The sequence below is a fragment of the Actinoplanes sp. NPDC051405 genome (genome assembly GCF_055586185.1).
The window spans coordinates 169,410-186,733 of record NZ_JBVJIR010000018.1 but is presented as its reverse complement, the minus strand read 5'-3'; the positions used below and the strand labels follow the sequence as shown (position 1 = coordinate 186,733).

Sequence of the window (17,324 nt, the reverse complement as noted above, 5' to 3'; positions counted from 1 at the left end):
CTCACTTAGAGAAGATGGTAATCGGGTTGATCACGTCGGCCGTGGCGGTGAGCAGCGTGAACGCCCCACCGATCAGGATGACGGCATAGGTCAGCGGCATCAGCTTGAAGTAGTCGACGCGGCCGGGGTCAGGCTTGTGCAGCTTGCCGTAGACCCACGAGCGGGCCCGCTCGTACCAGGCGATGGCGATGTGGCCACCGTCCAGGGGCAGCAGCGGCAGCAGGTTGAAGATGCCGATGAAGACGTTCAGCGAGATGAAGATCAGCAGGAAGATCTCGGGCACGCCCCGCTCGATCGCCTCGCCGCCCAGCCGGCTCGCGCCGATGACGCTGATCGGGGTGTTCGGGTCGCGCTCCGAGCCGGTGATCGAGTTCCACAGCGCCGGGATCTTCTCCGGGATCCGCTTCATCGCCACGAACGAGCCCTCGACCAGGCTCCAGTCGTAGCGCAGGCTGGCCGGGACGGCGTCGAGCGGGCCGTAGGTGACCGTGCCGGGGATGTTGATGCTCTGGCCGATGCCGACCACCGAGACCTCGGTGACCTTGCCCTCCGGGTCGTCCAGCGGCGGGCGCTGCGCGGCGATCATGGTGACCGTCGCCGTGCCGGGCCGGCCGTCGCGGGTGTATTCGAAGACCGTGGGGCCGGGCTTGCTGCCGCGGATGGCGTCGGTGAGCTGGCCGTAGCTGGTGATCGGGGTGTTGCCGACCTTGGTGATGACGTCGCCCGTCTTGAGCCCCGCGGCAGCGGCCGGGCCGGCGACGTCGGTGCCCGCGCCGACCTTGCACTCGTTCTCGCTGAGCACGATCGGCACACAGTCGGCCACGGTGATCTGGGCCGGCAGGGCGACCTGCTGCTGGACGGTCTGCGGCACGTCGGGGTTGGGCAGGCCGACGAACACCGCGGCACACCAGGCGGCGACGATCGCGAGGGCGAAGTGGGTGAGGGAGCCGGCCGACATGACGACCGTGCGCTTCCACACCGGGAAGCGCCACATGGCCCGCGGCTGGTCCTGCTCCGAGACGTCGTCGTCCTGCGGCGTCATCCCGACGATCTTGCAGAAGCCGCCGAGCGGGATGGCCTTGAGGCCGTACTCCGTCTCGCCGCGGCGGAACGAGAAGATGGTCGGGCCGAAGCCGACGAAGTACTGGGTGACCTTCATCCCATAGCGCTTCGCCGTGATCATGTGGCCCAGCTCGTGCAGGCTCACCGAGATCAAGATAGCCAGCGCGAAGGCCGCCGTCCCCAACCAGTACAGCATCAGGCTCCTTCAGCCGCCGTAGCGATCATCCGCTGGGCCTGGGCACGCGCCCAGGCCTCCGCGGTCAGCACGTCCTCGACGGTACCCGGCTCGTCGAAATCGGGTGCCGCCGCAAGCACCGCCTCGAGGGTGTCGACGATGCCCAGAAAAGGTAGCCGACCGGACACGAACGCGGCCACACACTCCTCGTTCGCGGCGTTGTATATGGCCGGCCGGCACCGGCCCGCCGTACCGGCGGCCTTGGCCAGCCGGACGGCCGGGAACGCCTCGTCGTCCAGCGGGCGCAGCTCCCAGTTGTGCGCCAGCGTCCAGTCGACGGCCGCCGCGGCGTCGGGCACCCGCTCCGGCCAGGCCAGCGCGAGCGCGATCGGCAGCCGCATGTCCGGCGGGCTGGCCTGGGCCAGCGTGGAGCCGTCGCCGAACTCCACCAGCGAGTGCAGCACCGACTGGGGGTGCACCATCACCTCGATGGCGTCGTACGGCACGTCGAACAGCTCGTGCGCCTCGATCACCTCGAGGCCCTTGTTGACCATGGTCGCGGAGTTGATCGTCACGACCGGGCCCATGTCCCACGTCGGATGCTTGAGCGCTTCCTCGGGTGTGACGTTCGTCAGCTCCGCGCGCCGGCGGTCCCGGAACGCGCCCCCGCTGGCGGTCAGGATCAGCCGCCGGACCTCGGCGGCCGACCCGCCGCGCAGGCACTGGGCCAGCGCCGAGTGCTCCGAGTCGACCGGCACGATCTGCCCCGGCCGCGTCACCGCGGCCTTGACCAGCGGGCCGCCGGCGACGAGCGACTCCTTGTTGGCGAGCGCGAGGGTACGGCCACAGCGCAGCGCGGCCAGCGTCGGCGGCAGCCCGAGACTGCCCACGACCCCGTTGAGCACCACGTCACAGGGCCACTGGGCCAGCTCGGTCATCGCGTCCGGCCCGGCGACGATCTTCGGCAGTTTGAAGTCGCCGGTGGCCCAGCCGCGTTTCTGGGCCTCGGCGTAGAAGGCGAGCTGGAGGTCCTGCACGACACTGGAGCGGGCCACCCCCACCACGTCGACGGCGAGCTCCAGGGCCTGCGCGGCGAGCACCTCGACGTTGCCACCGCCGGCGCCGAGCGCGACCACCCGGAACCGGTCCGGATTGCGCCGGACGATGTCGATGGCCTGGGTGCCGATGGATCCGGTCGAGCCGAGCAGTACCAACTCACGCATGAGGTTCATCTTCCCCTGCCGGGTCCAGGCGCCGGCGGGTGGATCGTAGCGCCGCACTGGGTATGGGTGAGCCATGAGATCCCGGGTGGCGGACGTGCGCCGAAAACTGTCGGCGCCGTTCCGGCTGCTCCGTGGGCGTGACCTCGCCCTGTACTCGGCCGCGGTGACGTTCTACGCCGGGATCGCCGTGGTGCCGGTGGCGTTGCTGGCGATCTGGATCACCGGTCTGGTCGCCGGGGCCGACCGGGTCCGCCGGCTCACCGGGCGCACGATCGACGCGCTGCCCGATGCCATCGGGGCGCCCCGCGCGCTCGCCGCACTGATCGAGGCCGGTCTGCACCTGACACCGATGCTGGCCGTGGCCAGCCTGCTGCCCGCCACCCTGTACGGCGAGGGCCTGCGCCGCGCCTTCGTGTCCCTGCGCGAGCCGGGCGAGGCCCTGGTCGGCTGGCGCGGCCGGATCCTGTGGCTGCCGCTGCTGGCCGCCTCCCCCGCCCTGCTGCTGGCGCTGTTCCTGGCCCTGCCGGTGACCAGCGGTCTCTGGGTCCGCGGCGGCTGGTACGCGGTCGCCGGCGTGGTCCTGTCCTTCTTCGCCGCCTGGCTGGTCCTGACCCCCGTGGTGATCTGGGTCTACCGCGGGGTGGCCCCGGGCCGGCCGGAGTGGCTGGCCACGACGCTGGTCGGTTCCTTCACCGCGGCCAACCTCTCGGGCTTCCTGCACGGTTTCGTGCTTTTCTGCTCGCTGCCGCTGGACCTGGGCGTGCCGTTCGGCGGCTTCACCGAGATCGGCGGCGTGGTCGCCGTCGGACTCTGGCTCTACCTCTTCCACGTCATCCTGCTGGCCGGCTTCGCCGCGACCCAGAGCGCCAGCGCCTTCCAGCGGGCTAGACGGGTGCGGGCCGGCGATCCGGCTCCGGTGCGGCCGGCGGGTTCGGCGGAGCGGGGGTCTCGTGGATCCCGTAGCGGCCGTAGAAGCGGCTCAGCGGACCCGGTGCCCACCAGTTCCAGCGGCCCAGCAGCCGCATCGTCGCGGGGACCAGCAGCGCCCGGACCAGTGTCGCGTCCACGATGATGGCCACGATCATGCCGATGCCGATGGTCTTGATGACGGTCACCCCGCCGGTGGCGAAGCCGGCCACCACGGTGATCAGCAGCACCGCGGCGGCCGTGATGATGCCGCCGGTGTGCTGCAGCCCGGAGGCGACGGCCGTGGTGTTGTCCCCGCTCGCGTCCCACTCCTCGCGCACCCGGGAGAGCAGGAACACCTCGTAGTCGGTGGCCAGGCCGAAGAGCACGGCGAGCACCAGGATCATGTTGCTCGGCTCGATGAAGCCGGTGGACTCGAAGCGCAGCAGGCCTTCCAGGTGGCCCTCCTGGAAGATCCAGACGACCACGCCGAAGGACGCGCCGATCGAGACCAGGTTCATCAGCACCGCCTTGATCGGCAGCAGGATGGAGCCGAAGGCCAGGAAGAGCAGCAGCATCGTGGCCACCGCCATGATCAGGGCCATCCACGGCAGCCCGGCGGCGAGACTCTCCAGCAGGTCGAGGTCGATCGCGGGCCGGCCGCCGACGAGCACCTCGGCCCCGGCGGGCGCGGGCAGCTCCCGGATCCGCGAGACGATCTCGCGGGACTCCGCACGGGGCAGCTCAACCGGGTAGGTCACGGTGATCAGCGACGAGGCGCCGCGCTCGGCGGTGACGGTGGCGGCGGTGACGTCGGGCAGCCCGGCGATCCGCTCGGCCAGCCCGGTGGCCGGCGCCCCGGTCACCAGTACGGTGATCGGGTCCTCGCCACCGCCGGGGAAGCCACTGTCGAGCCGTTCGCCGACGATCCGGGCTGAGGTGCCGGGAGGCAGCACGCGCTCGTCGAAGCCGCCGAACTCCACCCGCAGGAACGGTGCCGCGAAGGCGGTCAGCACGACCAGCACGCCGACGACGTACAGCACCGGGCGGCGCATCACGCTGTGCGCGATGCGGGCCCAGCCGGCGCCCGGATGGGCACTGCTCGGCAGCGGGATGCGCAACTTGTCGATGCGGTGGCCGAGCAGGACCAGCGCCGCGGGCAGCACGGTCAGCGCGGCCAGCATCGCGATCAGCACGGCGGCCATGCCGCCGATGGCCAGGCCGCCCAGGAAGGGCTGCGGGAAGATCAGCAAGCTGGACAGGGCCAGCACGATCGTGAGGCCCGAGACCGCGACGGTACGGCCGGCAGTCGCCACAGTCGTCCGGATGGCGGCGCTGACGTCCTGCCCGTTCGCCAGCTCCTCACGGAAGCGGCTCACCACGAACAGCGAGTAGTCCACGGCCATGCCCAGCCCGAGCAGCGTGATGACGTTGATCGCGAAGACCGAGATGTCGGTCAGGTAGGTCAGCAGCCGTACCGCGACGAACGCCCCGAGGATCGCGATACCGCCGATGACCAGCGGTGACAGCGCCGCGATCAACCCTCGGAAGATCAGGACGAGCAGGATGAACAGGATCGGCAGCGAGAAGATCTCGGCCCGGGTGATGTCCTGCTTGGTCTGCGTGTTCGCCTGGTCGGTGAAGGCGACCACCCCGCCGACCTGCGTGGTCAGGCCGGGCGCGGCGAAGGCCGGCTCGATCCGGTGGTACGCGTCAGCCTGGCCGTCCTCGTCGGTGTCCCGCAGGTAGACCGCCGCGTAGGTGGATCGCCGGTCGGTGCTGACCAGAGCCGGTGGCGCGTTCTCGTCGGTGTACGCGGCGACCTGGGCGACGTCCGCTTCGGCCCGGATCCTGCCGACCGCCTCGCTCACCGCCGCCCGGAAGGCCGGGTCGGTCACGGTGCCGGTGGTGCTGGACCAGAGCACGAGCAGGTCGGGATCGCGCTGACCGAGCTGCGCGGCGATGCCCGCGGCTGCCCTGTTCGACTGACTGTTCGGGTCGTCGTAACCACCGCCGGTGAGCGAGCCGAAGACGCCGGCGCCCCAGGTCGCACCCACCACGACCAGCGCGAACGCGGCAGCGATGACCCACCAGCGCAGCCGGACGACCGCCCTGCCCCACCAGCCGAACATGTGTCTGCCTCCCGCACGGCCCGTTAGAGTCGCTTCAGATCTTGGCCATTGCAGTGAACGCCGTTTACCCTCGCAAACACCGTTCATCCTCGTCAACGGAGCCCGCATATGACGACGACCACGCCCGGCCGCCGCGAACGGCTGCGCGCGGAGACCGTCACCGAGATCAAGCACGCCGCCCGCCGTCTGCTCGTCGCCGGTGGCCCGGCCGCCATCTCGCTGCGTGCCATCGCCCGTGACCTCGGCATGACCGCCCCCGCCCTGTACCGGTACTTCGCCAGCCTTGATGCCCTGATTCTGGCCATCGTCACCGATCTGTTCGCCGATCTCCGGGCCGCGGTCGCCGACGCCGCCCTGGCCCACAGCGACGAGGAGCCCCTGGTCCGCGTCGGGCACATGGCCCGGGCCTTCCGCCGCTGGTCCCTCGACCGGCCGGCCGAGTTCGCGCTGATGTTCGGCATCCCGCTCAACGACGCCGGGGCGCGGTTCGGGGAGACGTTCTTCACGGTGCTGGGTGAGCACTACGCCCGGCACCCGTTCGGTGGTGAGGCGCCCGACCTGCCCGAACCGGCACTGCGCGAGCTGTTCAAGCCGTACCTGGACACCTTCGGTGACCGTTTCCCACTGCCCGTGATCTACCTCTTCGTGGCCGCCTGGACCCGGCTGTACGGCATCGTCGCGATGGAGGTTTTCGGCCATCTCAGGTGGGCCATGACGGACGTGGAGCCACTTTTCGAGGTCGAATTGGCCCGGACCATCAGCCGATTGGCGCGCTAGGCTCCGCTGCCATGAGCTCTCTGCCCGAACGCGCGGACGTGGTGATCATCGGGGCCGGCCACAACGGCCTGGTCTCCGCCGTGCTGCTGGCCCGCGCCGGACTGGACGTCGTGGTGCTCGAGGCCGCCGACGTGCTCGGCGGGGCCACCCGCACCGAGCGGCCGTTCCCGCGGGTGCCCGGCCTGGGCCAGTCCACCGGCTCGTACCTGCTCGGGCTGATGCCGCCGGAGCTGCTGCGCACGCTCGACGTGGACATCCCGGTGCTGCGCCGCGACCCGCACTACTTCCTGCCCACCCCGGGCGGCCCCGGCTCGCCGTACCTGTTGTTCGGCACGGACCGCGAGGCGACCCGGGCGCAGATGCAACGGTTCTTCTCGCCCCGCGACGTGGCCGCCGACGAGGCGATGCAGGTGGAGATCGCCGCCCTGCGGTCCGACCTGGCGCCGGCCTGGCTGCGCGAGCCCGGCACGGTCGAGGAGGTCGCCGACCGGCACATCCGCCCCCAGCTGCAGAGCACGTTCATCGACCTGGTCCGTGGCTCGGTCGCCGACTACCTGTCCCGGTTCGGCTTCAAGAGCGAACTGCTGATGAGCATGTACGCGGTGACCGACGGCCTGTCCGGGCTGAACGCCGGCCCCGACGACCCGGGCACCGGCCACAACTTCCTGGTGCACAACATGTGCCGGCTGCCGGGCTCGGACGGCACGTGGATGATCGCGGCAGGCGGGATGGGCACGGTCTCGCGCACGTTCGCCGATGCCGCCCGCGCCGCCGGTGCGTCGATCTTCACGAGCACCCCGGTCGCCGAGGTGACGGTCTCCCAGGGCGCTGCCACGGGCGTGGTCCTGGCCGACGGGCGGGCGATCTCGTCCCGGGTGGTGCTCGGCTCCTGTGACCCGTACAGGTTGATGAGCCTGGTCCCGGAGGGCGCGCTGCCCGCCGCCCTGACCGACCGGATGGCTGCGGTCCGCCGCCCCGGCACGACCCTGAAGGTCAACCTCGCGCTCAGCGGGCTGCCGCGCTTCTCCTGCCTGCCCGAGGACGCGGCGTCGCCGTTCGGCTCGACGATCCACCTGCTGCCCGGCTCGGCGGGCCTGGCCGGCCTGGCCGAGACGGACTCGCCGATGGCCGCGCTGCGCGCGATGTGGGCGGACGTGCAGGCCGGCCGGCTGCCGGCGGAACCGACCATCGAGTGGTACCTGCACACGACCGTCGACCCGTCGCTGCAGGACGAGGCGGGCCACCACTCGTCGGCCCTGTTCGTCCAGTCGGTGCCGTACGAGCTGGCGTCGTCCTCGTGGGACGCGGAGCTGCCCGGCTATGTCGAGCGCCTGCTGGCCATCGTCGACCGCTACGCACCGGGCACGTCGCAGCTGGTGGCGGACACGATGCCGCTGACCCCGCCCGGCATCGAGCAGCACTTCGGCATCACCGGCGGCCACATCCACCACGTCGACAACACGGTGGCCTTCGACGAGCGCATGCCGTACGCCACCGGGCTGGACGGTCTCTACGCCGGCTCAGCGGGCGCGCACCCGGCCGGCAGTGTGATCGGCGCCGCCGGTCACAACGCCGCCAGGCGCATCCTCACCGACCTGGGTCGCTGACCGCCGCCCCGCCGCCGGGGGCGAGCAGCGGCATGAGCCCGGTCATCTCCAGTACCTTCAGCGGCGTCTGGTGGGCCCGGACGAGGTGCAGCTCCCGGCCGGCCTCCCGGGCGGTGTTGAAGACCCGGACCAGGACGTTGATCGCGGACGAGTCCAGGAACTCGACGGCGTCCAGATCGATCTCCACGCACGAGATGCCGGGACGCGCCACTTCGGCCAGCAGGACCTCGGCCAGCTCGTCCTCCGCGCTCATGTCGACTTCGCCGGACAGGGTGACGAGGGACATTTCGCCCTGCCGGCTGACACGGTAAGCCCAGATGTCGTCCATGGGTCCCTCCCGGAGCGCTCTGACGATCAATGCCAGAGATAAGAGCGCTCCGGGACGGCCCGGCGTTACTCCGCTCGCGCGGCCGGCTCGGCAGCCGTCTTCTCGGCGCGGATCTTGTGGCCGACGCTGGTGAGGCACCTGCCCGTCGGCAGGTCGAACTTCCAGCCGTGCAACTGGCAGGTCAGCACGTTGCCGTCGACGATGCCGAAGCGGCTCAGGTCCGCCTTCAGGTGCGGGCAGCGGCGCTGCACCGTCCAGCCGCCCAGCTCGGTGTCCTCGGCGTCGACCGACTTCTCGTGCTCGTCGTACCAGCCCTCGGCGTACTGCAGGCGCTCCTCGGACAGGCACTTGAAGAACGCGTAGACGAACTCGTTGTACTGGCCGATCCGGGCCGCCGAGAAACGGCAGGACAGGAACAGCGAGTTCACCCAGTCGCCCTCGTCGATGAAGATCAGATGCTCGATGAGCTCCCGCTGGGTCTTGAAGCGGTAGCGGACCTTCTCGTCGGCGTACGGCCGGACCTGCTTTCCGGGGAAGTCGACCACGATCGACTCGACCGACTCGCCGTCGTAGTCGAGCAGGTCGAAGCGGACCGGACCACCGACCCCCTTGGCCAGGTAGATCGACTCCTCCAGCAGCGGCTCGATGCGCTTCTTCAGCTCACCCAGCACGTCGATCTCGGGGTGCCGCCAGGACGCCTTCTCCGCGGCGATGATCGGCGCCTTGCGCTCGCGCATCTCCTCGAGGTGGGCCTTCTTGTTGGCGAAGAACTCGTCCACGTCGGTGGGGTGCGTGGTCTCGATCGTCTCGGTGGTGAGCTCGGACACGCTGCCCGGCAGCAGCACGACGCCGTTGGTGCCGCCGACCTTGGCGTACTCGCTCATGAAGACCGACTGGTCCGGGAAGATGTTGCCTTCGTCACCGTGGATGTCGTTGAACTGCCACAGCTCGTCGTCCAGGAAGCACGGCGGGCCGGCGATCGGGAAGACGTGGTCGGCCTTCAGGTCGTCGATGTAGCGCCAGGTGCGGTCGAACTGCCGGTCGCGCTTCTGCTTGCCGAACGCCGTCTTGGCCGCCTGCGGCAGCTCGTAGACCATCGGATACCAGATCGCGCCGGAGAACTGCAGCATGTGCGCGTGCACGTGGCCCAGCTCGGCGAAGGTGGACAGGTCCGTCGGGCGGGCGTCGTTCTGGTTGAGCACCCGGACGCCGTCGTGCTCGATCCACAGCGACGAGTCGCCGATCGGGCCGTCGGTGGGGCTGATCAACGCCTGGATCATGACCTTGAGGCCGCCGTCGAGCTCGTGCACCTCGTTGCTCTTGGTCTTGAAGAAGCTGGTGAAGCCCAGCTCACGCAGCTCGTCCTCGAGCTGGCTGGTCGGATACTCCGGCAGCAGGACCGTGGCCTTCTTGCTGATGAAGCGCTTCAGGTGCTCGGCGTCGAAATGGTCGCGGTGCAGGTGCGAGACGTACAGGTAGTCGACGTCACCGAGACTCTCCCAGTCGAGCTGGGAGTTGTCCGGGAACGGGAACCACGACGCGAAATACGCCGGGTTGACCCATGGGTCGCACAGAATGCTGCCCGCGGCCGTGTCGATCCGCATGCTCGCGTGGCCAGTGCCCGTGATCCGCACCGTTCAGCTCCCTCGGTTCACCCATGTCCGACGGCATCGAAGGTACCGCCGGGTTGCCCGGATGCCCGCATCGGCCCCGTGTCAGACTGGACGGCAGACGTGTCCGTGCCTGAGGAGGAACCGACAGTGGCAGCCGAGAACGAGCCGGTTTACGCGCCCGACCAGCTCAAGCCGGGCAACCGCAAGGGCGCTCAGCGCGGCGCGATCGCTTCGGCGGTCGTCCTGCTGCTGTACCTGTGGGGCAACCACGAGGGCAACACCGAGAACATCTGGATCATCGGGATCGCGGTCGGGCTGATCGCCATCGTCGTCATCGACGTCGTGCTGCGCCGCAACGGCCTGCGGCCGAACGACCAGTAACCCCGGACGCAGCAAGGCCCGCTTCCCGGAAACGGGGGCGGGCCTTTGCCGTACGTGCTCAGCGGTGGCGCAGCAGGATGTCCTTGACCTCGCGCAGGGCCGCGTCGACCTCGGCCTCGAAGTAGCCACCCGGAACCAGCCCGAACTGCAGCGTGTCGAGCTCGTTCTCGGGGACGGGCATCGGGCCGCGGCCGGTCATGGCCTGCAGGATGCTCTCGAACAACCGGTCCACCTGCACCGGGTCGTAACCGCTGCCGAACCGGCGCGGCTGGAACGTGCGGCGCAGCTGGTCCACCCGGTAGAGCTCGGGGCTGCCGCCGGGGCCGCCGCCCATCGGGGGGCCACCCATCGGCGGACCACCCATGGGCGGGCCGCTCATCGGGGGCGCGCTCATCGGCGACGGGCCGCCGAAGCCGCCACGGTCCCGGTCGGGCATGCGGATCTCGGCCGTCATGTCGGTCTTGCCGTGCCGGCCCGGCTCGAAGCCGTCGTAGCTGCCCGTGTCGTAGCCGGCCGGAGCCGGAGGCCGCTGCTGTTGCTGCGGCTGACCGTACCCGGGCTCCTCATAGCGGCCGTACGGGTCCGGAGCGGGCATCTGGGGGCGCTGCGGGAGCTGCTGCGGCTGCATCCGGTCCTCGCGGCCGTACGGGTCCTCGCGGGCGAACTGGCTCTCGCGGGCGTACTGGTCGTCGCGGGCGAACTGGTCCTCGCGGGCGTACTGACGGTCGTCGCGGACCGGTGCGGGCAGGCGCTCGGTGGGCGGCGCGGACCGGCCCAGCGCCTGGCTCATCCGATCGCCCGGCATCCCGCCCCGCATCGGCTCCGGCTGCATCCGCTCCGGGGCCATCCGGGGATCGGCGGAACGCCCGCCGCGGTCCTCGAACTCGGCGAGCTGCCGCTCCACCCGGTCCAGGTGCAGGTCCACCTGCCACTCGTCGTAGCCGCCGAAGCGCACGCGGAAGACGACGTCGTGCACCTCCTGGGCACCGACGGGCGCGCCGGACTGCTCGCCGGCCAGGGTCGCCTCGACCCGGTCCAGGAAAGCGTCGACCTCGTCGACCTTGTAACCGCGGCGCAGCGCGCGCCGCCGGAAACGCTGTCCCTGACTCGTCACAACGTCTCCCAAATCAGCGTCCGCAGGGAACTGAGCCCCGTCATCGTGCCACCTCCGCGTCGGCGACGGCGCCCCCAGCGTCCACCACCGTCAGCTCACTTGCGGCCAATTGGCCGCATGCACCGTCGATCTCCCGCCCCCGGGTGTCTCGGACCGTGGTCGCCACGCCCGCGTCGCGCAGCCGGCGGACGAACTCCCGCTCGACCGGCTTGGGGCTGGCGTCCCACTTGCTGCCCGGCGTCGGGTTGAGCGGGATGAGATTCACATGCGCCAGCTTGCCGTGCAGGAGCCGGCCAAGCAGGTCGGCACGCCAGGGTTGATCGTTTACGTCCCTGATCAGGGCGTATTCGATGGAGATCCGACGACCGGTCTGCGCCGCGTAGCCGAACGCGGCATCGAGCACCTCGGCCACCTTCCAACGCTGGTTGACGGGCACAAGCTCATCGCGCAGATCATCATCGGGGGCGTGCAGGGACAGCGCAAGAGTCACGGACAACCCTTCGGCGATCAACCGGCGCATTGCGGGCACGAGGCCCACGGTGGAGACGGTGATGTGCCGTTGTGAGAGACCCAGGCCCTCGGGGGCCGGAGCCACCAGCCGGCGCACGGCCTCGATCACCCGCGGGTAGTTGGCCAGCGGCTCGCCCATGCCCATGAACACGACCCGGGACAGCCGCGGCGGCGACCCGGTGACCGCGCCGGAGGCGGCGACGCCGGCGAGATAGACGACCTGGTCGACGATCTCCGCGACGGAGAGGTTGCGGGTCAGGCCGGCCTGGCCGGTGGCGCAGAACGGGCAGGCCATGCCGCAACCGGCCTGGCTGGACACGCACGCGGTGATCCGGTCGGGATAGCCCATCAGGACGCTCTCGACCATGGCGTTGTCGTGCAACTTCCACAGCGTCTTGCGGGTGGCGCCGTCGTCACAGGCCAGCTCTCGCTGCGGGGTGAGCAGCATGGGCAGCAGGTCTTCGGTGAGCTTGGCGCGCGACGCGGCGGGCAGGTCGGTCATCGCGGCGGGGTCACGCACCAGCCGCCCGAAGTAGTGGGTGGAGAGCTGCTGGGCACGGAACGCGGGCTCGCCGAGCTCGGCGACGGCTGCGCGGCGGCCGGCCAGGTCGAGGTCGGCGAGGTGGCGCGGCGGCATCGCGGGGCGACGGCGGGTGACCACCGCGTCGGGGGTGTCGGGGCTGGTCGGGATGACCGGAAGAATCGTCATGGCGTATCCAGTCTCCCACGTCGGGCGCACATGCCTACCCCGGCGGCGCGATGAGCCAGAGCAGCAGGAAAGCCGTCGGCACCGCGAAGAGGATCGAGTCGAGCCGGTCCATCAGGCCGCCGTGACCCGGCAACAGGTTGCTCATGTCCTTGATGCCGATGTCGCGCTTGAGCATCGACTCCGCCAGATCGCCCAGCACGGCGACCACCGAGAGCACGGCACCGAACAGCAGGCCCCAGTAGAACGGGACGTCGAGCAGGAAGTACGCCAGCGCGGAGCTGCCGACCGCCGCCGCGGCCACCGAGCCGGCGAAGCCCTCCCAGGACTTCTTGGGGCTGATGGTGGGGGCCATCGGGCGCTTGCCGAAGAAGACGCCGGCCGCGTAACCGCCGGTGTCCGACAGCACCACCGCGAGCAGGGTGATGAGCACCCGGTAGTCGCCGTCGTCGGGCTTGGCCAGCAGCACGCCGAAGCTGAGCAGGAACGGCACGTAGACGGCGATCAGCGCGGTGGCGGCGAAGTCCTTGCCGAGACCCCTGGGTCCGTCGGCCAGCCGCCACAGCAGCGTGGCCAGGACGGTGACCACCAGGCCGAGGATCAGCGCGTCCGTGCTGCCGTACCAGGCCAGGCCGGTCATCAGCACGCCGCCGGCGACCAGCGGGATCAGCGGCGGCCGGGCGCCGGTGACCTTGAGCGCCCGGACCATCTCCCAGATGCCCAGGCCGGCGGCCAGCGCGATGACCCCGAGGAAGGCCTGCTTCCAGACGAACAGGGAAGCCAGCACGACCAGGATCATGCTGACCCCGACCGCGATGGCGGCGGGCAGATTGCGGCCCGCGCGGCCGGCCGGCTTCACCGGTGGCTTACCGGCACGCCCGGCCCGGCGCCGGCCCGGTCCACGGGATCCCTCCGCTTCGGTCGCGGTCAGCTCCCACTCGGCCTGGGACGTCGAGGTGGCGGCCACCGGCGGATCCCAGTGCGGGGCGACCGGCTCGGGGCCGGGCGTGAAGGCGTTCCACACCGGGCCGGTCTCGGCCGCCTCCTGGGCGGCCTGGCGGCGGTGCGCCGCGTACGGGTCGGGCTCCTCGGCGGGCACGTCGAGGCCGTACGGGGCCGGGACGTCGGGTTGCCCGGACGCCCGGCCACCGGAAGGGGTCTGCCCACCGCGGGGCTCGAGGTACGACATCAGACCTCGAGCAGCTCTGCTTCCTTGTTCTTGACCAGCTCGTCGACCACCGCGACATAGCGGTGCGTGACGTCGTCGAGCTCCTTCTCGGCGCGGCGGCCGTCGTCCTCGCCGGCCTCGCCGTCCTTGACCAGGCGGTCGAGCTGCTCCTTGGCCTTGCGGCGCACGTTGCGGATCGCCACGCGCCCCTCCTCGGCCTTGGTGCGGGCCACCTTGATCATCTCGCGGCGGCGTTCCTCGGTCATCTGCGGCAGGTTGATCCGCAGCTGCGTACCCTCGTTGTTGGGGTTGACCCCCAGATCCGAGTCGCGGATCGCGCGCTCGATCGGGCCCAGCTGCGACGCGTCGTACGGCTTGACGATCACCATGCGCGGCTCCGGCACGCCGACCGAGGCCATCTGGGTGATCGGGGTCAGGGCGCCGTAGTAGTCGACGACGATCTTGGAGAACATCGCCGGCGTGGCACGGCCCGTACGGATCGCGGCGAACTCCTCCTTGGCGTGCTCGACCGCGCTCTCCATCTTCTCTTCGGCCTCGAAGAGGGTCTCGTCGATCACCGCTCCGTCGCCTCCTTGTTCCTCGTGGTCGTTCCTCGTGGTCGTTGCGAAAGTGTGCGGTACGCGCGGATCACGCGGTGATCAGGGTGCCGATCTTCTCGCCGCTCACGGCCCGGACGATAGTGTCGTCGCCCTGGGCGCCGAAGACGAGCATCGGCAGGCCGTTCTCCTCGCAGAGGCTGAACGCGGCCTGGTCCGCGACGCGCAGGCCCTGCTGGAGCACGCTGGCGAAGGTGATGTGGTCGATCTTGCGGGCGTCCGGGTCGGTCCGCGGGTCGGCGGTGTAGACCCCGTCGACGCCGTTCTTGCTCATCAGCACGAGGTCGGCGTGGATCTCCAGCGCGCGCTGGGCGGTGACCGTGTCCGTGGAGAAGTACGGCATGCCGGCGCCGGCGCCGAAGATGACGACGCGGCCCTTCTCGAGGTGCCGGATGGCGCGCAGCGGGATGTACGGCTCGGCGACCTGGGCCATCGTGATCGCGGTCTGCACCCGCGTCTCGATGCCCTCCTTCTCGAGGAAGTCCTGCAGGGCCAGGCAGTTCATGACCGTGCCGAGCATGCCCATGTAGTCGGCCCGGTTGCGGTCCATGCCGCGCTTCTGCAGCTCGGCGCCGCGGAAGAAGTTGCCGCCACCGACGACGACCGCGATCTGCACGCCGCGGCGGGTGGCCGTGGCGATCTGCCGGGCGATGCCCTGCACGACGTCGGGGTCGACACCCACCGCGCCGCCGCCGAAGACCTCACCGGAGAGCTTCAGCACGACCCGCCGGGGCCGCTCGGCCCGGGGCGCCGTGACCTCGTCCATCACGACAGCCTGCTCGGTCACCATCGTCATGCCGGTCCGCCCTTTCCTTCGCTGACTCCGAGACCCTATGTGACGGGGAGGCCGGGCGCTTGTCTCGCGTCCCGGCCTCCCGCGCAGTGCGCTGGTGCCTGGATTACTCCTGGCCGACCTCGAACCGGACGAAGCGGGTGACTTCGATCCCGGAATCGGCGGTGACCTGCTTGACGGTCTTCTTGTTGTCGGTGACCGACGGCTGCTCCAGCAGGACGAAGTCCTTGAAGAAGGAGTTCACCCGGCCCTCGACGATCTTGGGCAGCGCCTGCTCGGGCTTGCCCTCCTCGCGTGCGGTCTGCTCGGCGATGCGACGCTCCGACTCCACGGTCTCGGCGGGCACCTCCTCGCGGGTGAGGAACTTCGGCCGCATGGCGGCGATCTGCATGCCGACCGCGCGGGCGTCGTCGGCGCCGGCCTCGTCGGTCTTGCCGGTGAACTCGACCAGCACGCCGACCTGCGGCGGCAGGTCCTGCGCCTTGCGGTGCAGGTAGACCGCGACGTTGCCGTCGAGGATGGCGAAGCGGTTGAGCACGATCTTCTCGCCGATCTTGGCGGAGAAGTCCTGGATCACGTCGGCCACGGCGCGGCCGTCGGCCAGCGTGGAGGCCAGCAGCGCGGCGGCGTCGGCCAGCTTGGCCTGCTCGCCGTGCTCGACCAGGGTCTGACCCAGCGCGACGAAGTCGGGGGTCTTGGCGACGAAGTCGGTCTCGCAGTTGAGCTCGAGCAGCGCCTTGCCGGAGTGCGCCACGATGCCGTTGGCGGCGGTCCGGCCGGCCCGCTTGCCGACGTCCTTGGCACCCTTGATGCGCAGGAACTCGACGGCCTGGTCGAAGTCACCGTCCGACTCGTCGAGCGCCTTCTTGCAGTCCATCATGCCGGCGCCGGTGAGGTCGCGGAGCTTCTTCACGTCCGCGGCGGTGTAGTTGGCCATGACTCTCTCTCGATGCTTGAGGTCCGGGATCTTCCGGGGCCGGCCGCCGCGGGGCGGCGGCCGGCTTCCTTGAAGTTTGTTACTCCGCGGTGGCGGCGACCTTCTGAGGGGCGTCCGGTACGGCGTCGACGGCCGGGGTGGCGTCGTTGCCCGCAACGGCGGGGGCAGCCTCGCCGGCGGGCGGCGCAGCTTCTCCGGTGACCGGCGCAGCTTCTCCGGCGGCCGGCGCAGCGGCGGTCTCGGTGTCAGCGGCCTTCTTGTCGGCGCCCTCGTAGAGGTCGCGCTCCCACTCGGGCAGCGGCTCACCGGCGGCGACGGTGCCCGGCTCGGGCTTGTCGTCGGCGTTGCCGCGGTTGCGGCCGGAGCGCTTGATCAGACCGTCCGCGACGGCGGCGGCGATGACCTTGGTCAGCAGCTCGGCCGAGCGGATCGCGTCGTCGTTGCCCGGGATCGGGAAGTCGACCTCGTCCGGGTCGCAGTTGGTGTCCAGCACCGCGATGACCGGGATGCCCAGCTTGCGGGCCTCGTCGACGGCGATGTGCTCCTTCTTGGTGTCGACGACCCAGATCGCCGACGGCACCTTCGTCATGTCCCGCAGACCACCGAGGGTCTTGGTGAGCTTGGTCTGCTCACGGAACAGCTGAAGGGTCTCCTTCTTGGTGTAGCCGGCGGCGGTACCGGTGAGGTCACCGATCGCCTCGAGCTCCTTCATGCGCTGGAGCCGCTTGTACACCGTCTGGAAGTTGGTCAGCATGCCACCGAGCCAGCGGTGGTTGACGTACGGCTGGCCCACGCGGGTCGCGTGCTCCGCGATCGCCTCCTGGGCCTGCTTCTTGGTGCCGACGAAGAGGATGTGGCCACCCTCGGCGACGGTGTCACGGACGTACGCGTAGGCCTTCTCGATGTAGTCGAGGGTCTGGCGCAGGTCGATGATGTAGATGCCGTTGCGCTCCGTCATGATGAATCGCTTCATCTTCGGATTCCAGCGCCGGGTCTGGTGCCCGAAGTGGACACCGCTCTCCAGCAGCTGACGCATGGTCACGACGGCCATGGTGAATTGCTCCCTGCTATTCCCTGGTTGTCACGCTCACCGGCGGTGTGCGTCCTGGCGCCCGGTCGCCGGCCCAGGCGGGCCCGAAAGGAATCGGGACCAGGGAGGACCGTCGCTGACGGCTCATGACCCCTCGCCGGAAGGTGCAGCCGGTGAGTGATCAATCGTGGCTCGTGCAGAAGGCGCGCGAAGTCGACCGCACGGGGCGGTCGCCGTGGACAAGC

General features: G+C 70.3%; 15 protein-coding genes and 1 pseudogene. 4 read left to right on the top strand and 12 right to left on the bottom strand.

The features are described 5' to 3' along the window. Position 1: 1 nt before the first annotated feature. Positions 2–1,258 (bottom strand): M50 family metallopeptidase, encoded by a 1,257-nt coding sequence (locus tag ACZ6S4_RS33750; protein ID WP_465478780.1) that lies wholly within the window; start codon positions 1,256–1,258, stop codon positions 2–4. Next, the gene (gene dxr / locus ACZ6S4_RS33745; RefSeq protein ID WP_465478779.1) at positions 1,258–2,469 is read right to left on the bottom strand and encodes a 1-deoxy-D-xylulose-5-phosphate reductoisomerase; all 1,212 of its coding nucleotides are present in this window, start codon (positions 2,467–2,469) and stop codon (positions 1,258–1,260) included. The genes ACZ6S4_RS33750 and dxr overlap by 1 nt, the downstream gene beginning before the upstream one ends. Positions 2,470–2,533: 64 nt before the next feature. Between dxr and ACZ6S4_RS33740 the strand changes: the two are divergent. Next, positions 2,534–3,349, top strand: a pseudogene (locus tag ACZ6S4_RS33740) (YhjD/YihY/BrkB family envelope integrity protein); the annotation flags it as partial. Here the strand turns inward: ACZ6S4_RS33740 and ACZ6S4_RS33735 are convergent. Continuing rightward, positions 3,345–5,498 carry an MMPL family transporter gene (locus ACZ6S4_RS33735; RefSeq protein ID WP_465478778.1) on the bottom strand — a complete coding sequence of 718 codons (2,154 nt, stop codon included), beginning with the start codon at positions 5,496–5,498 and terminating at the stop codon, positions 3,345–3,347. The pseudogene ACZ6S4_RS33740 and the gene ACZ6S4_RS33735 sit on opposite strands and share 5 nt — an antisense overlap. Positions 5,499–5,606: 108 nt before the next feature. On the opposite strand from ACZ6S4_RS33735, the gene ACZ6S4_RS33730 reads away from it, so the two are divergent. After that, positions 5,607–6,275 carry a TetR/AcrR family transcriptional regulator gene (locus tag ACZ6S4_RS33730; RefSeq protein WP_465478777.1) on the top strand — a complete coding sequence of 223 codons (669 nt, stop codon included), beginning with the start codon at positions 5,607–5,609 and terminating at the stop codon, positions 6,273–6,275. A gap of 11 nt (positions 6,276–6,286) precedes the next feature. After that, the gene (locus tag ACZ6S4_RS33725; protein ID WP_465478776.1) at positions 6,287–7,882 is read left to right on the top strand and encodes a phytoene desaturase family protein; all 1,596 of its coding nucleotides are present in this window, start codon (positions 6,287–6,289) and stop codon (positions 7,880–7,882) included. Here the strand turns inward: ACZ6S4_RS33725 and ACZ6S4_RS33720 are convergent. Together ACZ6S4_RS33720 and ACZ6S4_RS33715 are read right to left on the bottom strand one after the other, a co-directional pair. Then, positions 7,863–8,210 (bottom strand): STAS domain-containing protein, encoded by a 348-nt coding sequence (locus ACZ6S4_RS33720; protein WP_465478775.1) that lies wholly within the window; start codon positions 8,208–8,210, stop codon positions 7,863–7,865. The two genes, ACZ6S4_RS33725 and ACZ6S4_RS33720, sit on opposite strands and share 20 nt — an antisense overlap. Positions 8,211–8,275: 65 nt before the next feature. Then, positions 8,276–9,838 carry a Rieske 2Fe-2S domain-containing protein gene (locus ACZ6S4_RS33715; protein WP_465478831.1) on the bottom strand — a complete coding sequence of 521 codons (1,563 nt, stop codon included), beginning with the start codon at positions 9,836–9,838 and terminating at the stop codon, positions 8,276–8,278. 132 nt (positions 9,839–9,970) lie between these two features. Between ACZ6S4_RS33715 and ACZ6S4_RS33710 the strand changes: the two genes are divergently transcribed. After that, positions 9,971–10,204, top strand: coding sequence for a DUF2631 domain-containing protein (locus ACZ6S4_RS33710; RefSeq protein ID WP_465478774.1), 234 nt, complete (start codon positions 9,971–9,973; stop codon positions 10,202–10,204). 58 nt (positions 10,205–10,262) lie between these two features. Here the strand turns inward: ACZ6S4_RS33710 and ACZ6S4_RS33705 are convergent, their stop codons facing one another. The 7 genes from ACZ6S4_RS33705 to rpsB form a co-directional block, all read right to left on the bottom strand. Beyond that, positions 10,263–11,318, bottom strand: coding sequence for a DivIVA domain-containing protein (locus ACZ6S4_RS33705; RefSeq protein ID WP_465478773.1), 1,056 nt, complete (start codon positions 11,316–11,318; stop codon positions 10,263–10,265). A gap of 40 nt (positions 11,319–11,358) precedes the next feature. Next, a complete protein-coding gene (gene rlmN / locus ACZ6S4_RS33700; RefSeq protein ID WP_465478772.1) occupies positions 11,359–12,537 on the bottom strand; it encodes a dual-specificity RNA methyltransferase RlmN in 1,179 nt (392 codons plus the stop codon). 34 nt (positions 12,538–12,571) lie between these two features. Continuing rightward, positions 12,572–13,723, bottom strand: a complete 1,152-nt coding sequence (locus ACZ6S4_RS33695) for a phosphatidate cytidylyltransferase (RefSeq protein WP_465478771.1) — start codon at positions 13,721–13,723, stop codon at positions 12,572–12,574. Beyond that, positions 13,723–14,280 carry a ribosome recycling factor gene (frr, locus tag ACZ6S4_RS33690; protein WP_360549888.1) on the bottom strand — a complete coding sequence of 186 codons (558 nt, stop codon included), beginning with the start codon at positions 14,278–14,280 and terminating at the stop codon, positions 13,723–13,725. The genes ACZ6S4_RS33695 and frr overlap by 1 nt, the downstream gene beginning before the upstream one ends. A gap of 70 nt (positions 14,281–14,350) precedes the next feature. Beyond that, the gene (pyrH, locus tag ACZ6S4_RS33685) at positions 14,351–15,085 is read right to left on the bottom strand and encodes a UMP kinase (protein WP_465478830.1); all 735 of its coding nucleotides are present in this window, start codon (positions 15,083–15,085) and stop codon (positions 14,351–14,353) included. 133 nt (positions 15,086–15,218) lie between these two features. Further along, on the bottom strand, positions 15,219–16,049 hold the full coding sequence (tsf, locus tag ACZ6S4_RS33680; RefSeq protein WP_212990418.1) for a translation elongation factor Ts: 831 nt from the start codon (positions 16,047–16,049) through the stop codon (positions 15,219–15,221). 79 nt (positions 16,050–16,128) lie between these two features. Next, positions 16,129–17,100 carry a 30S ribosomal protein S2 gene (gene rpsB, locus ACZ6S4_RS33675; RefSeq protein ID WP_465478770.1) on the bottom strand — a complete coding sequence of 324 codons (972 nt, stop codon included), beginning with the start codon at positions 17,098–17,100 and terminating at the stop codon, positions 16,129–16,131. Positions 17,101–17,324: the final 224 nt, after the last annotated feature.

Excerpts from the sequence above, each read along its gene's own strand:
- ACZ6S4_RS33695 (WP_465478771.1), bottom strand. The coding sequence starts at position 13,723 with ATGTCGTACCTCGAGCCCCGCGGTGGGCAGACCCCTTCCGGTGGCCGG.
- pyrH (WP_465478830.1), bottom strand. The coding sequence starts at position 15,085 with ATGGACGAGGTCACGGCGCCCCGGGCCGAGCGGCCCCGGCGGGTCGTG.
- rpsB (WP_465478770.1), bottom strand. The coding sequence starts at position 17,100 with ATGGCCGTCGTGACCATGCGTCAGCTGCTGGAGAGCGGTGTCCACTTC.
- ACZ6S4_RS33735 (WP_465478778.1), bottom strand. The coding sequence starts at position 5,498 with ATGTTCGGCTGGTGGGGCAGGGCGGTCGTCCGGCTGCGCTGGTGGGTC.
- ACZ6S4_RS33725 (WP_465478776.1), top strand. The coding sequence starts at position 6,287 with ATGAGCTCTCTGCCCGAACGCGCGGACGTGGTGATCATCGGGGCCGGC.
- rlmN (WP_465478772.1), bottom strand. The coding sequence starts at position 12,537 with ATGACGATTCTTCCGGTCATCCCGACCAGCCCCGACACCCCCGACGCG.
- ACZ6S4_RS33730 (WP_465478777.1), top strand. The coding sequence starts at position 5,607 with ATGACGACGACCACGCCCGGCCGCCGCGAACGGCTGCGCGCGGAGACC.
- tsf (WP_212990418.1), bottom strand. The coding sequence starts at position 16,049 with ATGGCCAACTACACCGCCGCGGACGTGAAGAAGCTCCGCGACCTCACC.
- ACZ6S4_RS33720 (WP_465478775.1), bottom strand. The coding sequence starts at position 8,210 with ATGGACGACATCTGGGCTTACCGTGTCAGCCGGCAGGGCGAAATGTCC.
- dxr (WP_465478779.1), bottom strand. The coding sequence starts at position 2,469 with ATGAACCTCATGCGTGAGTTGGTACTGCTCGGCTCGACCGGATCCATC.
- ACZ6S4_RS33750 (WP_465478780.1), bottom strand. The coding sequence starts at position 1,258 with ATGCTGTACTGGTTGGGGACGGCGGCCTTCGCGCTGGCTATCTTGATC.